Source organism: Pseudomonas sp. CFBP 13710 (assembly GCF_014842235.1).
In the GTDB taxonomy this organism is placed as follows: Bacteria; Pseudomonadota; Gammaproteobacteria; order Pseudomonadales; family Pseudomonadaceae; genus Aquipseudomonas; species Aquipseudomonas baltica.
On sequence record NZ_JACYVJ010000003.1, the window covers coordinates 105,001 to 119,855 of the forward strand.

Consider the following 14,855-nt stretch of genomic DNA (forward strand, 5'->3'; position numbering starts at 1 on the left):
ATGCATCCTTGCCTGCGGGCCAAAGGGGCCCAGGAAAAAGTTGCATAAGCTTGGCACTGTAAAAAGCATAAAGCCCGCATCGGGCGGGCTTTATGTGTTTCAGATCGCGTCAGACGCGAGGCTGCATGCCATCACAGCGGTTTGCCGCGATTGCCATGTTGGCTGACGAAGGCTTGTACGGCCGACAGGTCGTTGGGCAACACGGTGCACTTCTCTTCGCGCTCGAACAGATCGACCAGGTGCGCAGGCAACTCCAGGGCCTTGCCTACGCCGGCCTTTTGCACGGCTTCGGGGAACTTGACCGGGTGCGCCGTTCCCAGCACCACCATGGGCGTGTCGAGGCTGCGACGACACTCGCGCGCCGCGCGTACGCCAATGGCCGTGTGTGGATCGAGGACCTCGCCGCACTCGGCGAACACCTGGGCGATGGTCTCGCAGGTTTGCTCGTCGGTGACCGCCAGCGAGTCGAACAGCTTGCGCGCCTCGGTCCAGCGTTCCTCATCGACGCTGAAACCGCCGCCCTGGCGGAAGTTGTCCATCAGGCCTGCAATGGCCGCGCCGTTGCGACCGTGCAGGTCGAACAGCAGGCGTTCGAAGTTCGACGACACCATGATGTCCATCGACGGCGACAACGTCGCGTGCAGGGTTTGCTTGACGTACTGATTGCCGCTCATGAAACGGTGCAGGATGTCGTTGCGGTTGGTGGCCACCACCAACTGGTTGATCGGCAGGCCCATGTTGCGCGCCAGATAGCCGGCGAAGATATCGCCAAAGTTGCCGGTGGGCACCGAGAACGCCACCGAGCGTGCCGGGCCGCCCAGCTGCAGGGCCGCGTGGAAGTAGTAGACGATCTGGGCCATGATCCGCGCCCAGTTGATCGAGTTCACTGCAACCAACGGCGTGCCCTTGAGGAAACTCTGGTCGGCGAAGCTGTTCTTGACCATTTCCTGGCAGTCGTCGAAATTGCCTTCGATGGCGATGTTGTGCACGTTGTCGCCGGTAATCGTGGTCATTTGCCGACGCTGAACCGCAGACACGCGCTCATGCGGATGCAGGATGAAAATATCGACGTTCTCGCAGTGCTTGCAGCCTTCGATTGCGGCCGAACCGGTATCGCCACTGGTGGCGCCGACGATCACCACACGCTGGCTGCGTTTGGCCAGTACGTAGTCGAGCAGCCGCCCCAGCAGCTGCAGGGCAAAGTCCTTGAACGCCAGCGTTGGCCCGTGGAACAGCTCCATCACCCACTCGTTACCACCCAGCTGGCGCAAAGGTGCGACGGATGCATGGGCGAATACCGCGTAGGTTTCTTCGAGAATCTTCTTGAAATCGGCATCCGGAATGCTGCCGGTGACGAACGGGCGCATGACCCGAAATGCCAGCTCGTGATAAGGCAGCCCCGCCCACGAGGCGATTTCTTCCTGGGTGAAGCGCGGCAGGTTTTCCGGGACATAGAGGCCACCGTCACTGGCCAGACCGGCGAGCAGAACCTCTTCGAAGTTCAGGGCCGGGGCCTGACCGCGAGTACTGATATAACGCATTGCGAATTCCTCTGGCAGCTGCCGCTTAGTTCAAGTGCTCGACACGGATGCGCACGACCGGGCCAACCACGCCCTGCAAGGCTTCCAGCGCCTTGATAGCATCATTGATGTGCTGTTCGACGACGCGGTGGGTCAGCAGGATCATCGGCACCAGGCCATCGTGTTCCTCGACCTCTTTCTGCATGATCGACTCGATGTTGATGCCACGCTCGGAGAGGATGCTCGCCACCTGCGCCAGCACGCCCGGATGATCCTTGGCTTGAATGCGCAGGTAGTAGGCGCTTTCACAGGCCTCGATGGGCAGGATCGGGTGAGCGGAAAGCGAATCCGGCTGAAAGGCCAGGTGCGGCACGCGATTCTCCGGGTCCGAGGTCATGGCGCGGACCACGTCGACCAGGTCGGCGACCACGCTCGAGGCAGTCGGCTCCATGCCCGCACCGGCACCGTAGAACAGGGTTGAACCGGCCGCGTCGCCGTTGACCATCACTGCGTTCATCACGCCATTGACGTTGGCGATCAGACGGTCGGCCGGGATCAGCGTCGGGTGCACCCGCAGCTCGATACCGCGCTCGGTGCTGCGCGCCACACCCAGATGCTTGATGCGGTAGCCCAGGGCTTCGGCGTAGTTGACGTCGGCCGTGGTCAGGCGGGTGATGCCTTCGGTGTAGGCCTTGTCGAACTGCAGCGGAATGCCGAAGGCGATGGACGCCAGAATGGTCAATTTGTGCGCCGCGTCGATACCTTCGACGTCGAAGGTGGGGTCGGCCTCGGCATAACCCAGGGCCTGCGCTTCGGCCAGGACGTCCTCGAAGGTACGACCCTTCTCGCGCATTTCGGTCAGGATGAAGTTGCCAGTACCGTTGATGATGCCCGCGACCCAGTTGATGCGGTTGGCCGACAGGCCTTCGCGAATGGCCTTGATCACCGGGATGCCACCCGCCACGGCGGCTTCGAACGCAACGATCACGCCCTTCTCGCGTGCCTTGGCGAAGATCTCGTTGCCGTGCACTGCAATCAGCGCCTTGTTGGCGGTGACCACGTGCTTGCCGTTTTCGATGGCCTTGAGTACCAGCTCGCGCGCGATGCCGTAGCCACCGATCAGTTCGATGACGACATCGATATCCGGGTTGCAGGCCACGGCGAAGACATCGTTGGTAATGGGGGTACCGGCGATCTGGCAATTGGGGTTCTGCGAGCGCATCGCAATCTGCGCCACTTCAATACCGCGCCCGGCACGGCGGGCAATCTCCTCGGCGTTGCGCTGAAGTACGTTGAAGGTGCCGCCACCGACGGTACCTAACCCACAGATGCCTACTTTGACCGGTTTCACTCTGAACTCCCCATGAAACGACCGCCTCGATGACGGTCGTGATACTGGCCGCAGGCCGTGAGCCTTCGGCTATTGATGACGTGCGAGTGCCACTCAGCCTTTCGCGTCGAGGGCCAGCTTGGCGACGTTGGCGGCCGGCTGGTAACCCGGAATGACCTGACCGTTCTCCAGCACGATGGCTGGCGTGCCGGTGACGCCGATCGACTGGCCCAGCTCGAACTGCCTGGCCACCGGGTTGGCGCATGAAGGCGCCTTGATGGTATCGCCCGATACCATCTTGTCCATCGCTGCCTTGCGGTCCTTGGAGCACCAGACAGCCTGCAGCTGTTCGTCACCGGCCGACTTCAAGCCCTGGCGCGGGAACGCTACGTAGCGGACCTCGACACCCATGCGGTTCAGCTCGGGGACTTCGGCGTGCAGCTTGTGGCAGTACGGACAGGTGGTATCGGTGAAAACCGTGATGTGCGACTTGGTTTCGCCCACTGCGGGGTACACAACGGTATCGGCTACCGGGATCGCGTTGACGGTCTTGGCAATGGCCAGCCGCTCGGTTTTCTCGGTGAGGTTGACCGGCTTGCCGTCCTGGATCTGGAACAGGTAGCCCTGCATGACGAACTGACCGTCGGCGCTGGCGTAAAGCACGCGACCGCCCTTGAGCTTGACCTCGTACAAGCCGTTGAGCGGACTGGCGGCGACGCTTTCGATCGGCACTTCCAGTTGCAGGGTCTGCAGGGTCTTGCGAATCGCTTGTTCCGCAGCCGGGTCGGCAACGGCAAAGGTGCTGGCCAGCGCAAGGGCTGCGGCGGCGAAAAGGCGGGTCACGCGCATGGGAACTCCTGGAGCGACGGACTTGAGGGGCGGTGGACGATCAGCTCGTCACAGCCCGCTGCATAAACCGGGCAAGCCTACCACATTCATTGGCCAAGACCGACTCTGGACAACCCTCGACACAGCCTTTGAGCACGTTGTTTCATCCGCGCGGATGATGCCTGGCATGAAGCTCCTGCAGACGCGCGCGTGCCACGTGGGTGTAGATCTGCGTGGTCGACAGATCGCTGTGGCCGAGCAGCATCTGCACCACGCGCAGATCCGCACCGTGATTGAGCAGATGCGTCGCGAAGGCGTGGCGCAGCGTGTGCGGCGACAGCGACTTGGCGATGCCGGCGACCTGGGCCTGATGCTTGATCCGATGCCAGAAGGTCTGTCGCGTCATCTGCTCGCCGCGCTGGCTGGGGAAGACCACGTCGCTGGGCCTGCCGCCGAGCAGTTCGTGACGTCCGTCGCGCAGGTACCGCTCGACCCAGACCACCGCTTCCTCACCCATCGGCACCAGGCGCTCCTTGTTGCCCTTGCCCACCACGCGCAATACACCCTGGCGCAGATTGACCTGGTCCAGGGTCAGGCTGATCAACTCGGTCACGCGCAGGCCGCAGGCATACAGCACCTCGAGCATGGCGCGATCCCGCTGGCCGATCGGCTCGCTCAGATCGGGCGCCTGCAATAACGCTTCGACGTCGGCTTCGGACAACGATTTCGGCAACGGTTTGCCCAGTTGCGGCATGTCGACCTGCAGCGTCGGGTCGGCACCGATCAGCTTTTCGCGCAGCAGGTAGCGATAGAAGCCGCGCGCGCCCGACAGCAGGCGTGCCGTGGAGCGCGCCTTGTAACCCTGCTCGACCCGCCAGGCCAGGTGATCGAGCAATACATCGCGGCCCGCCGCCTCCAGCGCGATGCCGCGCTCGTGCAACCAACCGTTGAACAATGCAAGGTCGCTGCGGTAACTGTTGCGGCTGTTTTCCGATAGGCCTTTTTCCAGCCACAAGGCATCGAGAAATTGGTCGATCAGGGGGTGGTCGAGGGCAGGCATCGCAATCGCAGGGCTGTGGGGGTGCGGGGATGATAACAGGGCGCAGCGTCAGGGCGACGCCTTCGCGGGCAGAGGGCTCGCCACCCGCCCCGCTCCCACATGAACCTTACCCACCCGTTCACGCTCGCCTACACACTTTCGCCCACAAAAAAGGCAGCCCGAAGGCTGCCTTTTCCTGCATCAGAAACAAACTGTACTCAGGACAGTTTTTCCTTGATACGTGCTGCTTTACCCGACAGGTCGCGCAGGTAGTACAGCTTGGCTTTGCGCACGTCACCACGACGTTTCACGGCCATGCTGTCGATCTGCGGGCTGTAGGTCTGGAAAGTACGCTCTACACCTACACCGTTGGAGATTTTACGAACGGTGAAAGCACTGTTCACGCCGCGGTTGCGCTTGGCGATAACAACGCCTTCGAACGCCTGCAGACGCGAGCGATCGCCTTCCTTCACTTTCACCTGAACGACAATGGTGTCGCCCGGGGCAAAGGGAGGGATTTCTTTGGTCATCTGCTCTGCTTCGAGTGCAAGGATGATTTTGTTGGTCATGCTGTGCTCCTAAGGTAAATCGTCTGACTTACCATCGATACGTTAACTATCGTCCCGCTCGCGGAGGTACTCCGCCAGCAGCTTGTTCTCTTCTCCAGAAAGCGAGCGTCTTTCCAGAAGATCGGCACGTCGTTCGTAGGTCCGCCCAAGGGACTGCTGCAAACGCCAGCGCCGGATGTGTGCATGATTGCCGCTAAGCAATATGTCGGGAACACGCTGATCCGCATACACCTCCGGTCGGGTGTAGTGCGGGCAATCCAGCAGACCGTCGGTGAAGGAATCTTCCTCCGCAGAGTCCGCATGCCCCAAAGCTCCGGGCAGCAGCCGTGTAACCGCATCGATCAGGACCATGGCAGGCAATTCACCGCCCGACAGCACATAGTCGCCAACAGACCACTCTTCATCGACATGAGCTTCAATGAAACGCTCGTCGATGCCTTCGTACCGCCCGGCGATCAGAATCAAGGATTCGGAGGTCGCCAGTTGTTTCACCGCACCCTGTACCAGCGGTCGGCCCTGGGGCGAAAGGTAGATCACCTTCGCCGCTTCCCCTGCCGCAGCCTTGGCCTGAACCAGAGCGTCTTCCAGGGGCTTGATCTTCATCACCATTCCCGGACCACCGCCGAAGGGCCGGTCATCCACTGTGTGGTGACGGTCCGTGGTGTAGTCCCGCGGATTCCAGCAGGTCAATTGCAACAACCCCTGTTTCACCGCGCGGCTGGTAATGCCGTACTCGCTGATGGCCGAGAACATCTCGGGGAACAGGGTGATCACTTCCACGCGAAGGGTTGCCATCGCCTAGAAGTCCGCGTCCCAATCCACCCTCATCTCGCCAGCGGCCAGGTCGACCTTCAACACGCATTGCGCCGTATAGGGCAACAGGCGTTCACGATCATCCAGGCTGCCCGCGCAGGGCTTCACCACCATTACATCGTTGGCGCCGGTCTCCAACAGGTGATCGACGGTGCCGAGCAATTGCTCTTGCAGGTCGATGACTTTCAGGCCCTGAAGCTGATACCAGTAGTAGTCATCTTCGGCCAGGTCGGGCAAAAGGCTGCGCGAGATGCAAATCTCGTAACCGGACAGAAGACGTGCTTCGTCGCGATCGTCCAGGCCTTTCAACTTGGCAACCAGATCCTTTTGCGTGGATCGGCCGCTGACCAGCTCTACCTGCTTGGTCACGCCTTCGCGCCGGAGCGTCCAGGAGGTGTACTGCAGCAGGTTTTCAATCGGATCGGTAAAGGAAAAGACCTTCACCTCGCCGCGAACGCCGTGTACCGAGAAAATCTTGCCGACGACGATCAAGTCATCAGCGGAATCTGGCGTCGCGTTCATATTGCTCAGGCCGCGGCCTTGGCATTTTCCTTCAGCAACTGAGCAACGCGCTCAGAAGGCTGTGCACCAACGCTCAACCAGTGGTTGACGCGCTCTTGGTTCACGGACAGACGGATTTCCTGACCACGGGCAACAGGGTTGAAGAAACCCACGTGCTCTTTGTGGGAACCGTCACGCGGGTTGCGCGAGTCGGTTACGGTCAGTTGGTAAAACGGGCGCTTTTTGGAGCCGCCACGGGCAAGACGGATGGTTAGCATTGAACATCGTTCCTGTAGTCGGTGCTGCAAATCATAATGCACAGCGGGCACACGGGTGCCCGAAAGGCCGCATATTCTCAAGGAATACACGGACATTTGCAAATGCCTTTTTCCGATAGGTCGAGGCTTGCAGCGAGGATTTGCCTATGAGCCGTTGCAAGCAACGGAGTTTGGCCACATGGCCAGGGTATTCATCGGCAAGAGGGATGTGCTTGTGGGAGCAGGCTCCCACAGGGTTCTCGTACCGACGCAATGGGTTACATCTTGGGCATGCCGCCACCGCCGCCGGGCAGCATGCCGCCCATACCGCGCATCATCTTGGCCATGCCGCCCTTGGTCGAGAACTTCTTCATCATCTTCTGCATCTGCTTGTGCTGCTTGATCAAGCGACCGATGTCCTGCACCTGGGTACCCGAGCCCATGGCGATGCGACGCTTGCGCGAGCCGCTGATCACCTCGGGGTCGCGGCGCTCGGCCGGGGTCATGGAATTGATGATGGCTTCCATCTGCTTGAACTGCTTCTCGGCAACGTTCTGGGCGTTGCCCATCTGCGAGAGGTTCACACCGCCGATGCTCGGCAGCTTGTCCATCAGGCCACCGAGGCCGCCCATGGTCTTCATCTGTACGAGCTGGTCGCGGAAGTCTTCGAGGTCGAAGCCCTTGCCCTTCTTCAGCTTCTTGGCCAGCTTGTCGGCCTTGTCCTTGTCCAGCGACTGCTCGGCTTGCTCGATCAGGCTGAGCACGTCGCCCATGCCCAGGATGCGCGAGGCGATGCGGTCGGGGTGGAACGGCTCGAGCGCTTCGCTCTTCTCGCCCATGCCGATGAACTTGATCGGCTTGCCGGTGATGGCACGCACCGACAGTGCGGCACCGCCGCGAGCGTCGCCGTCGACCTTGGTCAGGATCACACCGGTGAGCGGCAGCGCATCACCGAAGGCCTTGGCCGTGTTGGCTGCGTCCTGGCCGGTCATGGCGTCGACCACAAACAGGGTTTCGGCAGGCTTGACCGCCGCGTGCAGCTGCTGGATCTCGCCCATCATCTCGGCGTCGATGTGCAGGCGCCCGGCGGTGTCGAGGATGACCACGTCAATGAACTTGAGCTTGGCCTCGCGGATCGCGGCGTTGGCGATGTCCACGGGCTTCTGGCTGATGTCCGACGGGAAGAAGGTCACGCCGATATCGTTGGCCAGGGTTTCCAGCTGCTTGATGGCTGCCGGGCGGTAGACGTCTGCCGACACCACCATCACCGTCTTCTTCTTGCGCTCCTTGAGGTAGCGCGCCAGCTTGCCGGCGGTGGTGGTCTTGCCCGCACCCTGCAGGCCGGCCATGAGGATGACCGCCGGCGGGGTCACCGCCAGGCTCAGTTCCTCGTTGGCCGCGCCCATCATCTCGACGAGCTCGGCCTGGACGATCTTCACGAACGCCTGGCCTGGGGTCAGGCTGCGCGAAACCTCGGTGCCGACCGCACGCTCCTTGACCTTGTTGACGAAGTCCTTCACCACCGGCAAGGCGACGTCGGCTTCGAGCAGCGCCATGCGCACTTCGCGCAGGGTGTCTTTGATGTTGTCCTCGGTCAGCTTGGCTTTGCCGGTAACGTGGCGAAGCGTCTGCGAGAGGCGGTCTGTAAGGTTTTCAAACATGTCGCGATCCTTTCTGGCTCTGGTTGAGCCGAGGTTGTGGCGGCAAGAGCAGGCCGGCGATTATAACCAAGAGTGGGTGCCACGGACACTGCGCGGTATGCAGTCTTTCGTCGGCGGGCATTTGATGCCAAACTCAGGCACTTTCCGGCTTGTGCTCCACAGGACCTATGCTCCCCTTGTCACCCAGTCTAATCCCCACCCTCGCCGCCGCCTGCCTGTACGCCGCTGCGACTGCCTATCAGGCAACCCGTATCGGCCAAGGCGGCAAGGCTGACAAGCGCGTGCTCTACCTGTTCGGCTTCCTGGCCGTGATTGCCCACGGCTGCGCGTTGTTCTCGCAGTTGCTCACCCCCCTGGGGCTGAGCCTGGACTTCTTCAGCGCGGCCAGCCTGATCGCCGTGGCGGTGATCGCCCTGACCCTGCTGGCCACCAGCCAGATACCCGTGGAAAACCTGCTGGTGCTGCTGTTTCCCCTGGGTCTGGCGACCATTCTGATCGCCCAGTTCGCGCCCGGCGGGACTGCACCGCTGATCCACGAAGAGCCAGGCATTCTCACGCACATCCTGCTGTCCATCCTGGCCTATGGCATGTTCACCATCGCCGTGTTCCAGTCGTTGCTGCTGTTGCTCCAGGACCACCAGCTCAAGCACAAGCATCCGGCAGGGCTGATCAAGAATTTCCCGCCGCTGCAGACCATGGAAAGCCTGCTGTTCGGTTTCATCTGGGCCGGCTGGGCACTGCTGTCGCTGTCACTGATTTCAGGCTGGGTGTTCGTCGAGAACCTGTTCGCGCAACACCTGGTGCACAAGACCCTGCTCGCCTGCCTGGCCTGGATCGTTTTCAGCGTGCTGCTGTGGGGACGCAATCGCCTGGGCTGGCGCGGGCACAAGGCCATTCGCTGGACGCTGGCCGGCTTCTGCCTGCTGATGCTGGCCTATTTCGGCAGCAAGCTGGTTCGCGAATACATTCTGCACATCTGACAGGTCACCCATGGACACTCTGCCCCTAGGGCCGATGCTCGGCGCGCTGGCGCTGGCAATTCTCCTCGCCGCGCTGCTTTGCGCAGTGGAAGCCGCGCTGCACACGCTGGCCGCACAGCGCCCTACCGGGCGCAATGGCGATCGACCGGCGCTGCAGGCGCCGCTGCCCAGCCTGGTGCTGCTCAATACCCTGGCCCGTGCCATGGCGGTGACCCTGGGGGTAACGCTTGGCATCTATCTGCGCGGCGCCCATGGCGCCTGGCTCGGTGGCCTGGGCACCACGCTCGCCCTGCTGGTGCTGGCCGACTACCTGCCACGCCGCCTTGCCCAGCGCTACCCGCGGCCGTTCATCGGCATGGCCAATGCGTTGCTGGCGCCGCCACTCAAGCTGGTCTGGCCGCTGGCATGGCTACTGGACGGCGCCGCACGGCTGCTGGTCGTGCCCTTCGCCCGCAAGGAACCCGGCAAAGGCGCCCAGCAGGAGCCTGCCATACCGCGCAGTGTGCTGGACGAACTGGCCGCCGAAGCGCGCAGCAACAAACCGCACCTGGCCAACAGCATCCATGCGCTGGACAAGATCACCGTCAACGACATCCTGGTGCCGCGCAACGAAATCGACGGCATCAACCTGGAAGATTCGCTGGACGAGATCATCGACCAGCTGATGATCAGCCGCCATACCCGCCTGCCGGTCTTCCACAACGACATCAACCATGTCGAACGGGTGCTCAATACCCGCCAGATCAGCCACCTGCTGCCGCACCGCGAACTCACCATCGAGGCCTTGCTGGCCGCCTGCTATGAGGCTTACTTCGTTCCGGAAAGCACGCCCCTGCAGATGCAGCTGCTGAATTTCCACAAGCAGCAACGCCGATTGGGCATCGTCGTCGACGAATACGGCGAGGTGCAGGGCATCGTCACCCTGGAAGACATTCTGGAAGAGATCGTCGGCGAGTTCGAAGATGACGATGCGCTGGCCAATCCGCATATCCATCCGCAGCTGGATGGCCGCTTCGTGGTCGAAGGCCAGGCCTCCATTCGCGACATCAACAAGAGCCTGGGCTGGCACTTGCCCAGCGATGGCCCCAAGACCTTGAACGGCCTGGTCACCGAGGCGCTGGAAAGCATTCCGGCCAGCGCGGTGTGCCTGAAGATCGGTCGCTATCGCATGGAAATTCTCGAGACCGAGGAAAACCGCGCGTCACGGGTGCTTATATGGCACGCGAGCAGCCTGCCAGCAGCGTGACGGCGGTGTCGCGCCCTCGCAAAACCGGCGCCGCCGCTCGGCAGGCACCGGTCGACTCAGACCTTACAGTTCGACCTTGACCGCTTGCGAGGCGCGCGTGGCCTTGGCCCGGGCTGCCTCGATCGATTCGTCGCGGGCCAGGGCCACGCCCATGCGCCGTTGCCCATTGACCTCGGGCTTGCCGAACAGACGCAGCGCCGTATCCGGTTCGGCCAGTGCCGCGCCGAGGTTGTCGAAGGCGGTCTGGCGAGAGTTGCCTTCGACCAGGATCACCGCCGAGGCGGATGGCCCGAACTGACGAACCAGCGGGATCGGCAACCCGAGAATGGCGCGTGCGTGCAAGGCGAACTGGGACAGATCCTGGGAAATCAGGGTGACCAGGCCGGTATCGTGCGGACGCGGCGAGACCTCGCTGAACCACACCTGATCACCCTTGATGAACAGTTCGACGCCGAACAGGCCGCGCCCACCCAGGGCTTCAGTCACTGCACGCGCCACCCGCTCCGACTCGGCCAGGGCCACCGGGCTCATCGCCTGGGGCTGCCAGGACTCTTGATAGTCGCCCTTCTCCTGCCGGTGGCCAACCGGTGCGCAGAACGTCGTCCCGCCAACGTGGCGGACGGTCAGCAAGGTGATCTCGTAGTCGAAGTCGATGAAACCTTCGATGATCACACGGCCCTTGCCGGCGCGGCCGCCCTCCTGGGCATAGTCCCACGCTTCCTGCACATCGGCCGCCGAGCGCAGCAGGCTCTGGCCCTTGCCCGAAGAGCTCATGACCGGCTTGACCACGCACGGGAAACCCAGGTCCTGCACGGCCCGCGCGTAGTCTTCGAAGGTGTCGGCAAAATGGTACGGCGAGGTCGGCAGGTCCAGCTCTTCGGCGGCCAGGCGGCGAATGCCCTCGCGGTTCATGGTCAGCTGGGCTGCGCGCGCAGTCGGCACCACGGTGAAGCCTTCGGACTCCAGCTCCACCAGCGTGGCGGTGGCGATGGCCTCGATCTCGGGCACGATGTAGTGCGGTTTTTCCGCTTCGATGACCGACCGCAAGGCGGCGCCATCGAGCATGTTGATGACGTGGCTGCGATGGGCCACTTGCATGGCCGGCGCATCGGCGTAACGGTCTACGGCGATGACTTCGACGCCCAGGCGTTGCAGCTCGATCACCACTTCCTTGCCCAGCTCGCCGCAGCCGCACAGCAGTACGCGGGTCGCGGTCGGCGACAGGGGGGTTCCGATACGGGTCATTTCAGGTCCTCAGGGAATCGTCTGGATCGAGGGGCAGCACGCAGGCCGACCCGACAGGGGCGGGCATTTTAACTCAACGCGGCTTTGCGTGCGCCAGTCTCGCCGCCCACAGGCAAGGGCCGGATCAGCCGCCCGCAAATACCAGGCCCTGGGCCACGGCTCGCTCATGGGCGAGGCGCAGCACGGCGCGGCGCTGGTCGTCGCTCATGCGCCCCCACTGGGTAATTTCCGCGGCGGTGCGCTGGCAGCCCGTGCACACATCCTGCTCATCCAGGGCGCAGACACTGATGCAGGGAGACTTGACCGGCTTGGGCAGAGGGTTCACGAGTCCTGCTCGATCAGTTCGCGAGCATAGCGCTGGGCATTGTGCACATAGTGCGCGGCGCTGGCTTCGAGCATGCGCTTCTGGGCTTCGCTCAGCTCACGCACGACCTTGCCCGGGGAGCCCATGACCAGCGATCCATCGGGAATGTCCTTACCCTCGGCAATCAGCGAGTTGGCGCCGATGATGCAGTGCTTGCCGATCCTGGCGCCGTTGAGAATGACGGCGTTGATCCCGATCAGGCTGAAGTCGTCCACAGTGCAGCCATGCAGCATGGCATTGTGGCCAATGGTCACGCCGCGACCGATGGTCAGCGGCACGCCGGCATCGGTATGCATCACGGTGCCGTCCTGCACGTTGCTGTGCTCGCCGATGTCGATCAGCTCGTTGTCGCCGCGCAGCACGGCGCCGAACCACACGCTGGCCCCGGCCTGCAGGCGCACCTTGCCGATGAGGGTGGCATTGGGTGCGACCCAGCTGTCGGGATGGGTTTCGACGCGCGAGTCGCCCAGACGGTATTTCATGTGATCTCCTCGACGCGGCAATGGTCGGCACGGCGCCCCGCCGCACTACGTTCAGATGACGGTCAGATGGCGGTGTAATGCTCGGGAGGCCGATGCAGGCTGATCCGGGCGTCATACATAAGGTTGACGAGTTCGACGATCATGATCGCCGACAATCCCCATATCTTGTACTCGCCGAAGCGATAGCTGGGCACGTACCAGCTGCGACCCTGGTAATCGATGCGGTGGGTGTGCTCGCGTGGGTCCTGCCGAAAGAACTCCAGCGGCACGGAAAACACCGCGGCGATTTCGGCATCGTTGGGTCGGTATTCGACATAGTCGGGAATGATGCCCACGAATGGCGTGACCTTGAGCCCGTGCTTGGACACCAGCGGGCTGAGCGGACCGATGATTTCCACCAGCCCGGGCGGCAGGCCGATTTCCTCTTCGGCTTCGCGCAGAGCGGTGAATATCAGGTCAGGGTCTTGCGGGTCGCGGCGTCCGCCGGGGAAAGCCACTTCGCCACCATGGGTCGAGAGCCCCGAGGCGCGCAGTGTCAGCACCAGCTCGGGCTCGTCGCTGCGGGTGATGGGCAGCAACACGGCCGCTTCGGGAAAACGGCTGTCGGTTTCCAGTGTCCGTGGCGTATGGTTGCTCACTCGGCGAAGTAGCTCGTCCAGCATGGCGTTTCTCGATCCGTGGCCTGCTGGCATGATGCACCAAAAGCCGCTGGCAGCCCAAGCTCGATTTGCCGTGCCGCAGGCTTGCGGCACCTCGGCACTACGGCCAAGATAGCGGCAGCCATCAAGGATCTGAGCATGAATTTCTGCAGCCATTGCGGCAACCCGGTAACCCTGCGCATCCCTACCGGCGATACTCGCCCCCGATTCGTCTGCGGGCATTGCCACCTCGTCCATTACCAGAATCCCAAAGTGGTCGCGGGCTGCATCGCCGTGTGGCAGGACCAGGTCTTGCTGTGCCGCCGGGCCATCGAGCCGCGCCGTGGTTTCTGGACCCTGCCGGCAGGCTTCATGGAAAACGGCGAAACGCTGCAACAGGCTGCCAGCCGGGAAACCGTCGAAGAAGCCTGCGCACAGGTGACCAACCTTGCGTTGTACACCGTGTTCGATCTGCCGCACATCAGCCAGGTGCAGGTGTTCTACCGAGCCGAAATGTCCGAGCCTTCGTTTGCCGTGGGCGAGGAAAGCCTGGAAGTGGGCTTGTTCGCGCAAAATCAGATCCCTTGGGCGGAGCTGGCTTTCCCCACCGTCGGCCGTACCTTAGAATACTTTTTCGCCGACCGGCTGGAGCACAGCTACCCGGTTCGCAACGAGTGCCTGGGGCCGCTGCTCGCGCGCTGGCCACAGGCCTGACCCATCGCACCGGCGCCAGCGGCGCGTTTCCATTGCAGGAATATCCCATAGATGCGTTGCCTGACCGCCCTGTTCTGCCTGTGCTTCGCCGTGAGCGCCCAGGCTGCCTTCACCGTTACCGTTGAACGCAAGCCGGTCGACCAGATCGCCCCTGCGGTGCAATCGAGCAAGCGCCTGGGCGTGGACCCGATCGACAAGGTGCTGGTGCTCAAGACCAGTCGCCAGTTGCAGTTGATCAGCGGTGGCGAGCCGCTCAAGAGTTACCGCATCTCGCTGGGCAAGCAACCCCAGGGCGCGAAGGCGCGCGAGGGCGACAAGCGCACGCCCGAGGGCTTCTACTGGCTCGACTGGCGCAAGGTCAGCGATCGCTTCAACCTGGCGATGCACGTTTCCTATCCCAACATCAGCGACTCGGCCCGCGCCCGCCGCGAGGGCGTTCCACCGGGCAGCATGATCATGATCCACGGCACGCCGATCGACGAGGAGTACCCGGAATGGTACTTCGCCACCCTGGACTGGACCGATGGCTGTATCGCCATGAAGAACGACGACATGCGGGAGGTGTGGAGCCTGGTCAAGGACGGCACGATGATCGAGATCCGGCCGTGAGCACGGCGTTCTCTTTACCGACCCAGCCTTGACCTTCCTTCAGCTGTCATAGGAACCAT

17 protein-coding genes are annotated in these 14,855 nt (G+C 62.7%); 4 read left to right on the plus strand and 13 right to left on the minus strand.

Features of this window, described 5'->3' with window-relative positions:
- Positions 1-131: 131 nt before the first annotated feature.
- From thrC to ffh, 9 genes are all read right to left on the minus strand, one after another.
- Entirely contained in the window at positions 132-1,541 is a 1,410-nt protein-coding gene (gene thrC, locus IFT44_RS08900; protein WP_192058665.1) for a threonine synthase, read from the minus strand.
- 25 nt (positions 1,542-1,566) lie between these two features.
- Positions 1,567-2,871 carry a homoserine dehydrogenase gene (locus IFT44_RS08905; RefSeq protein ID WP_122475085.1) on the minus strand — a complete coding sequence of 435 codons (1,305 nt, stop codon included), beginning with the start codon at positions 2,869-2,871 and terminating at the stop codon, positions 1,567-1,569.
- Between the two features lie 93 nt (positions 2,872-2,964).
- Positions 2,965-3,699 (minus strand): DsbC family protein, encoded by a 735-nt coding sequence (locus tag IFT44_RS08910; RefSeq protein ID WP_122475087.1) that lies wholly within the window; start codon positions 3,697-3,699, stop codon positions 2,965-2,967.
- Positions 3,700-3,841: 142 nt separating this feature from the next.
- Entirely contained in the window at positions 3,842-4,738 is an 897-nt protein-coding gene (gene xerD, locus IFT44_RS08915; RefSeq protein ID WP_192175779.1) for a site-specific tyrosine recombinase XerD, read from the minus strand.
- A gap of 197 nt (positions 4,739-4,935) precedes the next feature.
- Entirely contained in the window at positions 4,936-5,286 is a 351-nt protein-coding gene (rplS, locus tag IFT44_RS08920; protein ID WP_043193039.1) for a 50S ribosomal protein L19, read from the minus strand.
- A 42-nt stretch (positions 5,287-5,328) separates the two neighbouring features.
- Positions 5,329-6,081, minus strand: a complete 753-nt coding sequence (trmD, locus tag IFT44_RS08925; RefSeq protein ID WP_122475091.1) for a tRNA (guanosine(37)-N1)-methyltransferase TrmD — start codon at positions 6,079-6,081, stop codon at positions 5,329-5,331.
- A 3-nt stretch (positions 6,082-6,084) separates the two neighbouring features.
- Positions 6,085-6,621, minus strand: coding sequence for a ribosome maturation factor RimM (gene rimM, locus IFT44_RS08930; protein ID WP_122475093.1), 537 nt, complete (start codon positions 6,619-6,621; stop codon positions 6,085-6,087).
- A gap of 5 nt (positions 6,622-6,626) precedes the next feature.
- Positions 6,627-6,878: a 30S ribosomal protein S16 gene (gene rpsP / locus IFT44_RS08935; RefSeq protein ID WP_043193034.1), complete on the minus strand. Its 252-nt coding sequence runs from the start codon at positions 6,876-6,878 to the stop codon at positions 6,627-6,629.
- 257 nt (positions 6,879-7,135) lie between these two features.
- Positions 7,136-8,518, minus strand: a complete 1,383-nt coding sequence (gene ffh, locus IFT44_RS08940; protein WP_122475095.1) for a signal recognition particle protein — start codon at positions 8,516-8,518, stop codon at positions 7,136-7,138.
- Positions 8,519-8,685: 167 nt separating this feature from the next.
- On the opposite strand from ffh, the gene IFT44_RS08945 reads away from it, so the two are divergent.
- Both IFT44_RS08945 and IFT44_RS08950 read left to right on the plus strand, forming a co-directional pair.
- Positions 8,686-9,498 carry a cytochrome C assembly family protein gene (locus tag IFT44_RS08945; protein WP_122475097.1) on the plus strand — a complete coding sequence of 271 codons (813 nt, stop codon included), beginning with the start codon at positions 8,686-8,688 and terminating at the stop codon, positions 9,496-9,498.
- A gap of 10 nt (positions 9,499-9,508) precedes the next feature.
- Entirely contained in the window at positions 9,509-10,744 is a 1,236-nt protein-coding gene (locus tag IFT44_RS08950; protein WP_122475098.1) for a transporter associated domain-containing protein, read from the plus strand.
- Between the two features lie 63 nt (positions 10,745-10,807).
- Here IFT44_RS08950 and purT read toward each other — a convergent pair whose 3' ends face one another.
- The 4 genes from purT to IFT44_RS08970 all read right to left on the minus strand — a co-directional run bounded on the left by purT (position 10,808) and on the right by IFT44_RS08970 (position 13,497).
- Positions 10,808-11,989: a formate-dependent phosphoribosylglycinamide formyltransferase gene (gene purT, locus IFT44_RS08955; protein WP_122475100.1), complete on the minus strand. Its 1,182-nt coding sequence runs from the start codon at positions 11,987-11,989 to the stop codon at positions 10,808-10,810.
- Positions 11,990-12,113: 124 nt separating this feature from the next.
- Positions 12,114-12,314, minus strand: a complete 201-nt coding sequence (locus tag IFT44_RS08960) for a DUF1289 domain-containing protein (RefSeq protein WP_192054624.1) — start codon at positions 12,312-12,314, stop codon at positions 12,114-12,116.
- Positions 12,311-12,835: a gamma carbonic anhydrase family protein gene (locus IFT44_RS08965; RefSeq protein WP_192054626.1), complete on the minus strand. Its 525-nt coding sequence runs from the start codon at positions 12,833-12,835 to the stop codon at positions 12,311-12,313. Before IFT44_RS08965 ends, IFT44_RS08960 begins: the two co-directional genes overlap by 4 nt.
- Positions 12,836-12,897: 62 nt before the next feature.
- On the minus strand, positions 12,898-13,497 hold the full coding sequence (locus tag IFT44_RS08970; RefSeq protein WP_122475105.1) for a CoA pyrophosphatase: 600 nt from the start codon (positions 13,495-13,497) through the stop codon (positions 12,898-12,900).
- A gap of 135 nt (positions 13,498-13,632) precedes the next feature.
- Between IFT44_RS08970 and IFT44_RS08975 the strand changes: the two genes are divergently transcribed.
- Both IFT44_RS08975 and IFT44_RS08980 read left to right on the plus strand, forming a co-directional pair.
- Positions 13,633-14,187, plus strand: coding sequence for an NUDIX hydrolase (locus IFT44_RS08975; RefSeq protein ID WP_185795054.1), 555 nt, complete (start codon positions 13,633-13,635; stop codon positions 14,185-14,187).
- Positions 14,188-14,238: 51 nt separating this feature from the next.
- Positions 14,239-14,796: a L,D-transpeptidase family protein gene (locus IFT44_RS08980; RefSeq protein ID WP_122475109.1), complete on the plus strand. Its 558-nt coding sequence runs from the start codon at positions 14,239-14,241 to the stop codon at positions 14,794-14,796.
- Positions 14,797-14,855: the final 59 nt, after the last annotated feature.

Bases quoted from the DNA above. Each gene is read 5' to 3' on its own strand.
- thrC (WP_192058665.1), bottom strand. From the start codon at position 1,541: ATGCGTTATATCAGTACTCGCGGTCAGGCCCCGGCCCTGAACTTCGAA.
- IFT44_RS08910 (WP_122475087.1), bottom strand. From the start codon at position 3,699: ATGCGCGTGACCCGCCTTTTCGCCGCCGCAGCCCTTGCGCTGGCCAGC.
- xerD (WP_192175779.1), bottom strand. From the start codon at position 4,738: ATGCCTGCCCTCGACCACCCCCTGATCGACCAATTTCTCGATGCCTTG.
- rplS (WP_043193039.1), bottom strand. From the start codon at position 5,286: ATGACCAACAAAATCATCCTTGCACTCGAAGCAGAGCAGATGACCAAA.
- trmD (WP_122475091.1), bottom strand. From the start codon at position 6,081: ATGGCAACCCTTCGCGTGGAAGTGATCACCCTGTTCCCCGAGATGTTC.
- rimM (WP_122475093.1), bottom strand. From the start codon at position 6,621: ATGAACGCGACGCCAGATTCCGCTGATGACTTGATCGTCGTCGGCAAG.
- rpsP (WP_043193034.1), bottom strand. From the start codon at position 6,878: ATGCTAACCATCCGTCTTGCCCGTGGCGGCTCCAAAAAGCGCCCGTTT.
- ffh (WP_122475095.1), bottom strand. From the start codon at position 8,518: ATGTTTGAAAACCTTACAGACCGCCTCTCGCAGACGCTTCGCCACGTT.
- IFT44_RS08945 (WP_122475097.1), top strand. From the start codon at position 8,686: ATGCTCCCCTTGTCACCCAGTCTAATCCCCACCCTCGCCGCCGCCTGC.
- IFT44_RS08950 (WP_122475098.1), top strand. From the start codon at position 9,509: ATGGACACTCTGCCCCTAGGGCCGATGCTCGGCGCGCTGGCGCTGGCA.
- purT (WP_122475100.1), bottom strand. From the start codon at position 11,989: ATGACCCGTATCGGAACCCCCCTGTCGCCGACCGCGACCCGCGTACTG.
- IFT44_RS08965 (WP_192054626.1), bottom strand. From the start codon at position 12,835: ATGAAATACCGTCTGGGCGACTCGCGCGTCGAAACCCATCCCGACAGC.
- IFT44_RS08970 (WP_122475105.1), bottom strand. From the start codon at position 13,497: ATGCTGGACGAGCTACTTCGCCGAGTGAGCAACCATACGCCACGGACA.
- IFT44_RS08975 (WP_185795054.1), top strand. From the start codon at position 13,633: ATGAATTTCTGCAGCCATTGCGGCAACCCGGTAACCCTGCGCATCCCT.
- IFT44_RS08980 (WP_122475109.1), top strand. From the start codon at position 14,239: ATGCGTTGCCTGACCGCCCTGTTCTGCCTGTGCTTCGCCGTGAGCGCC.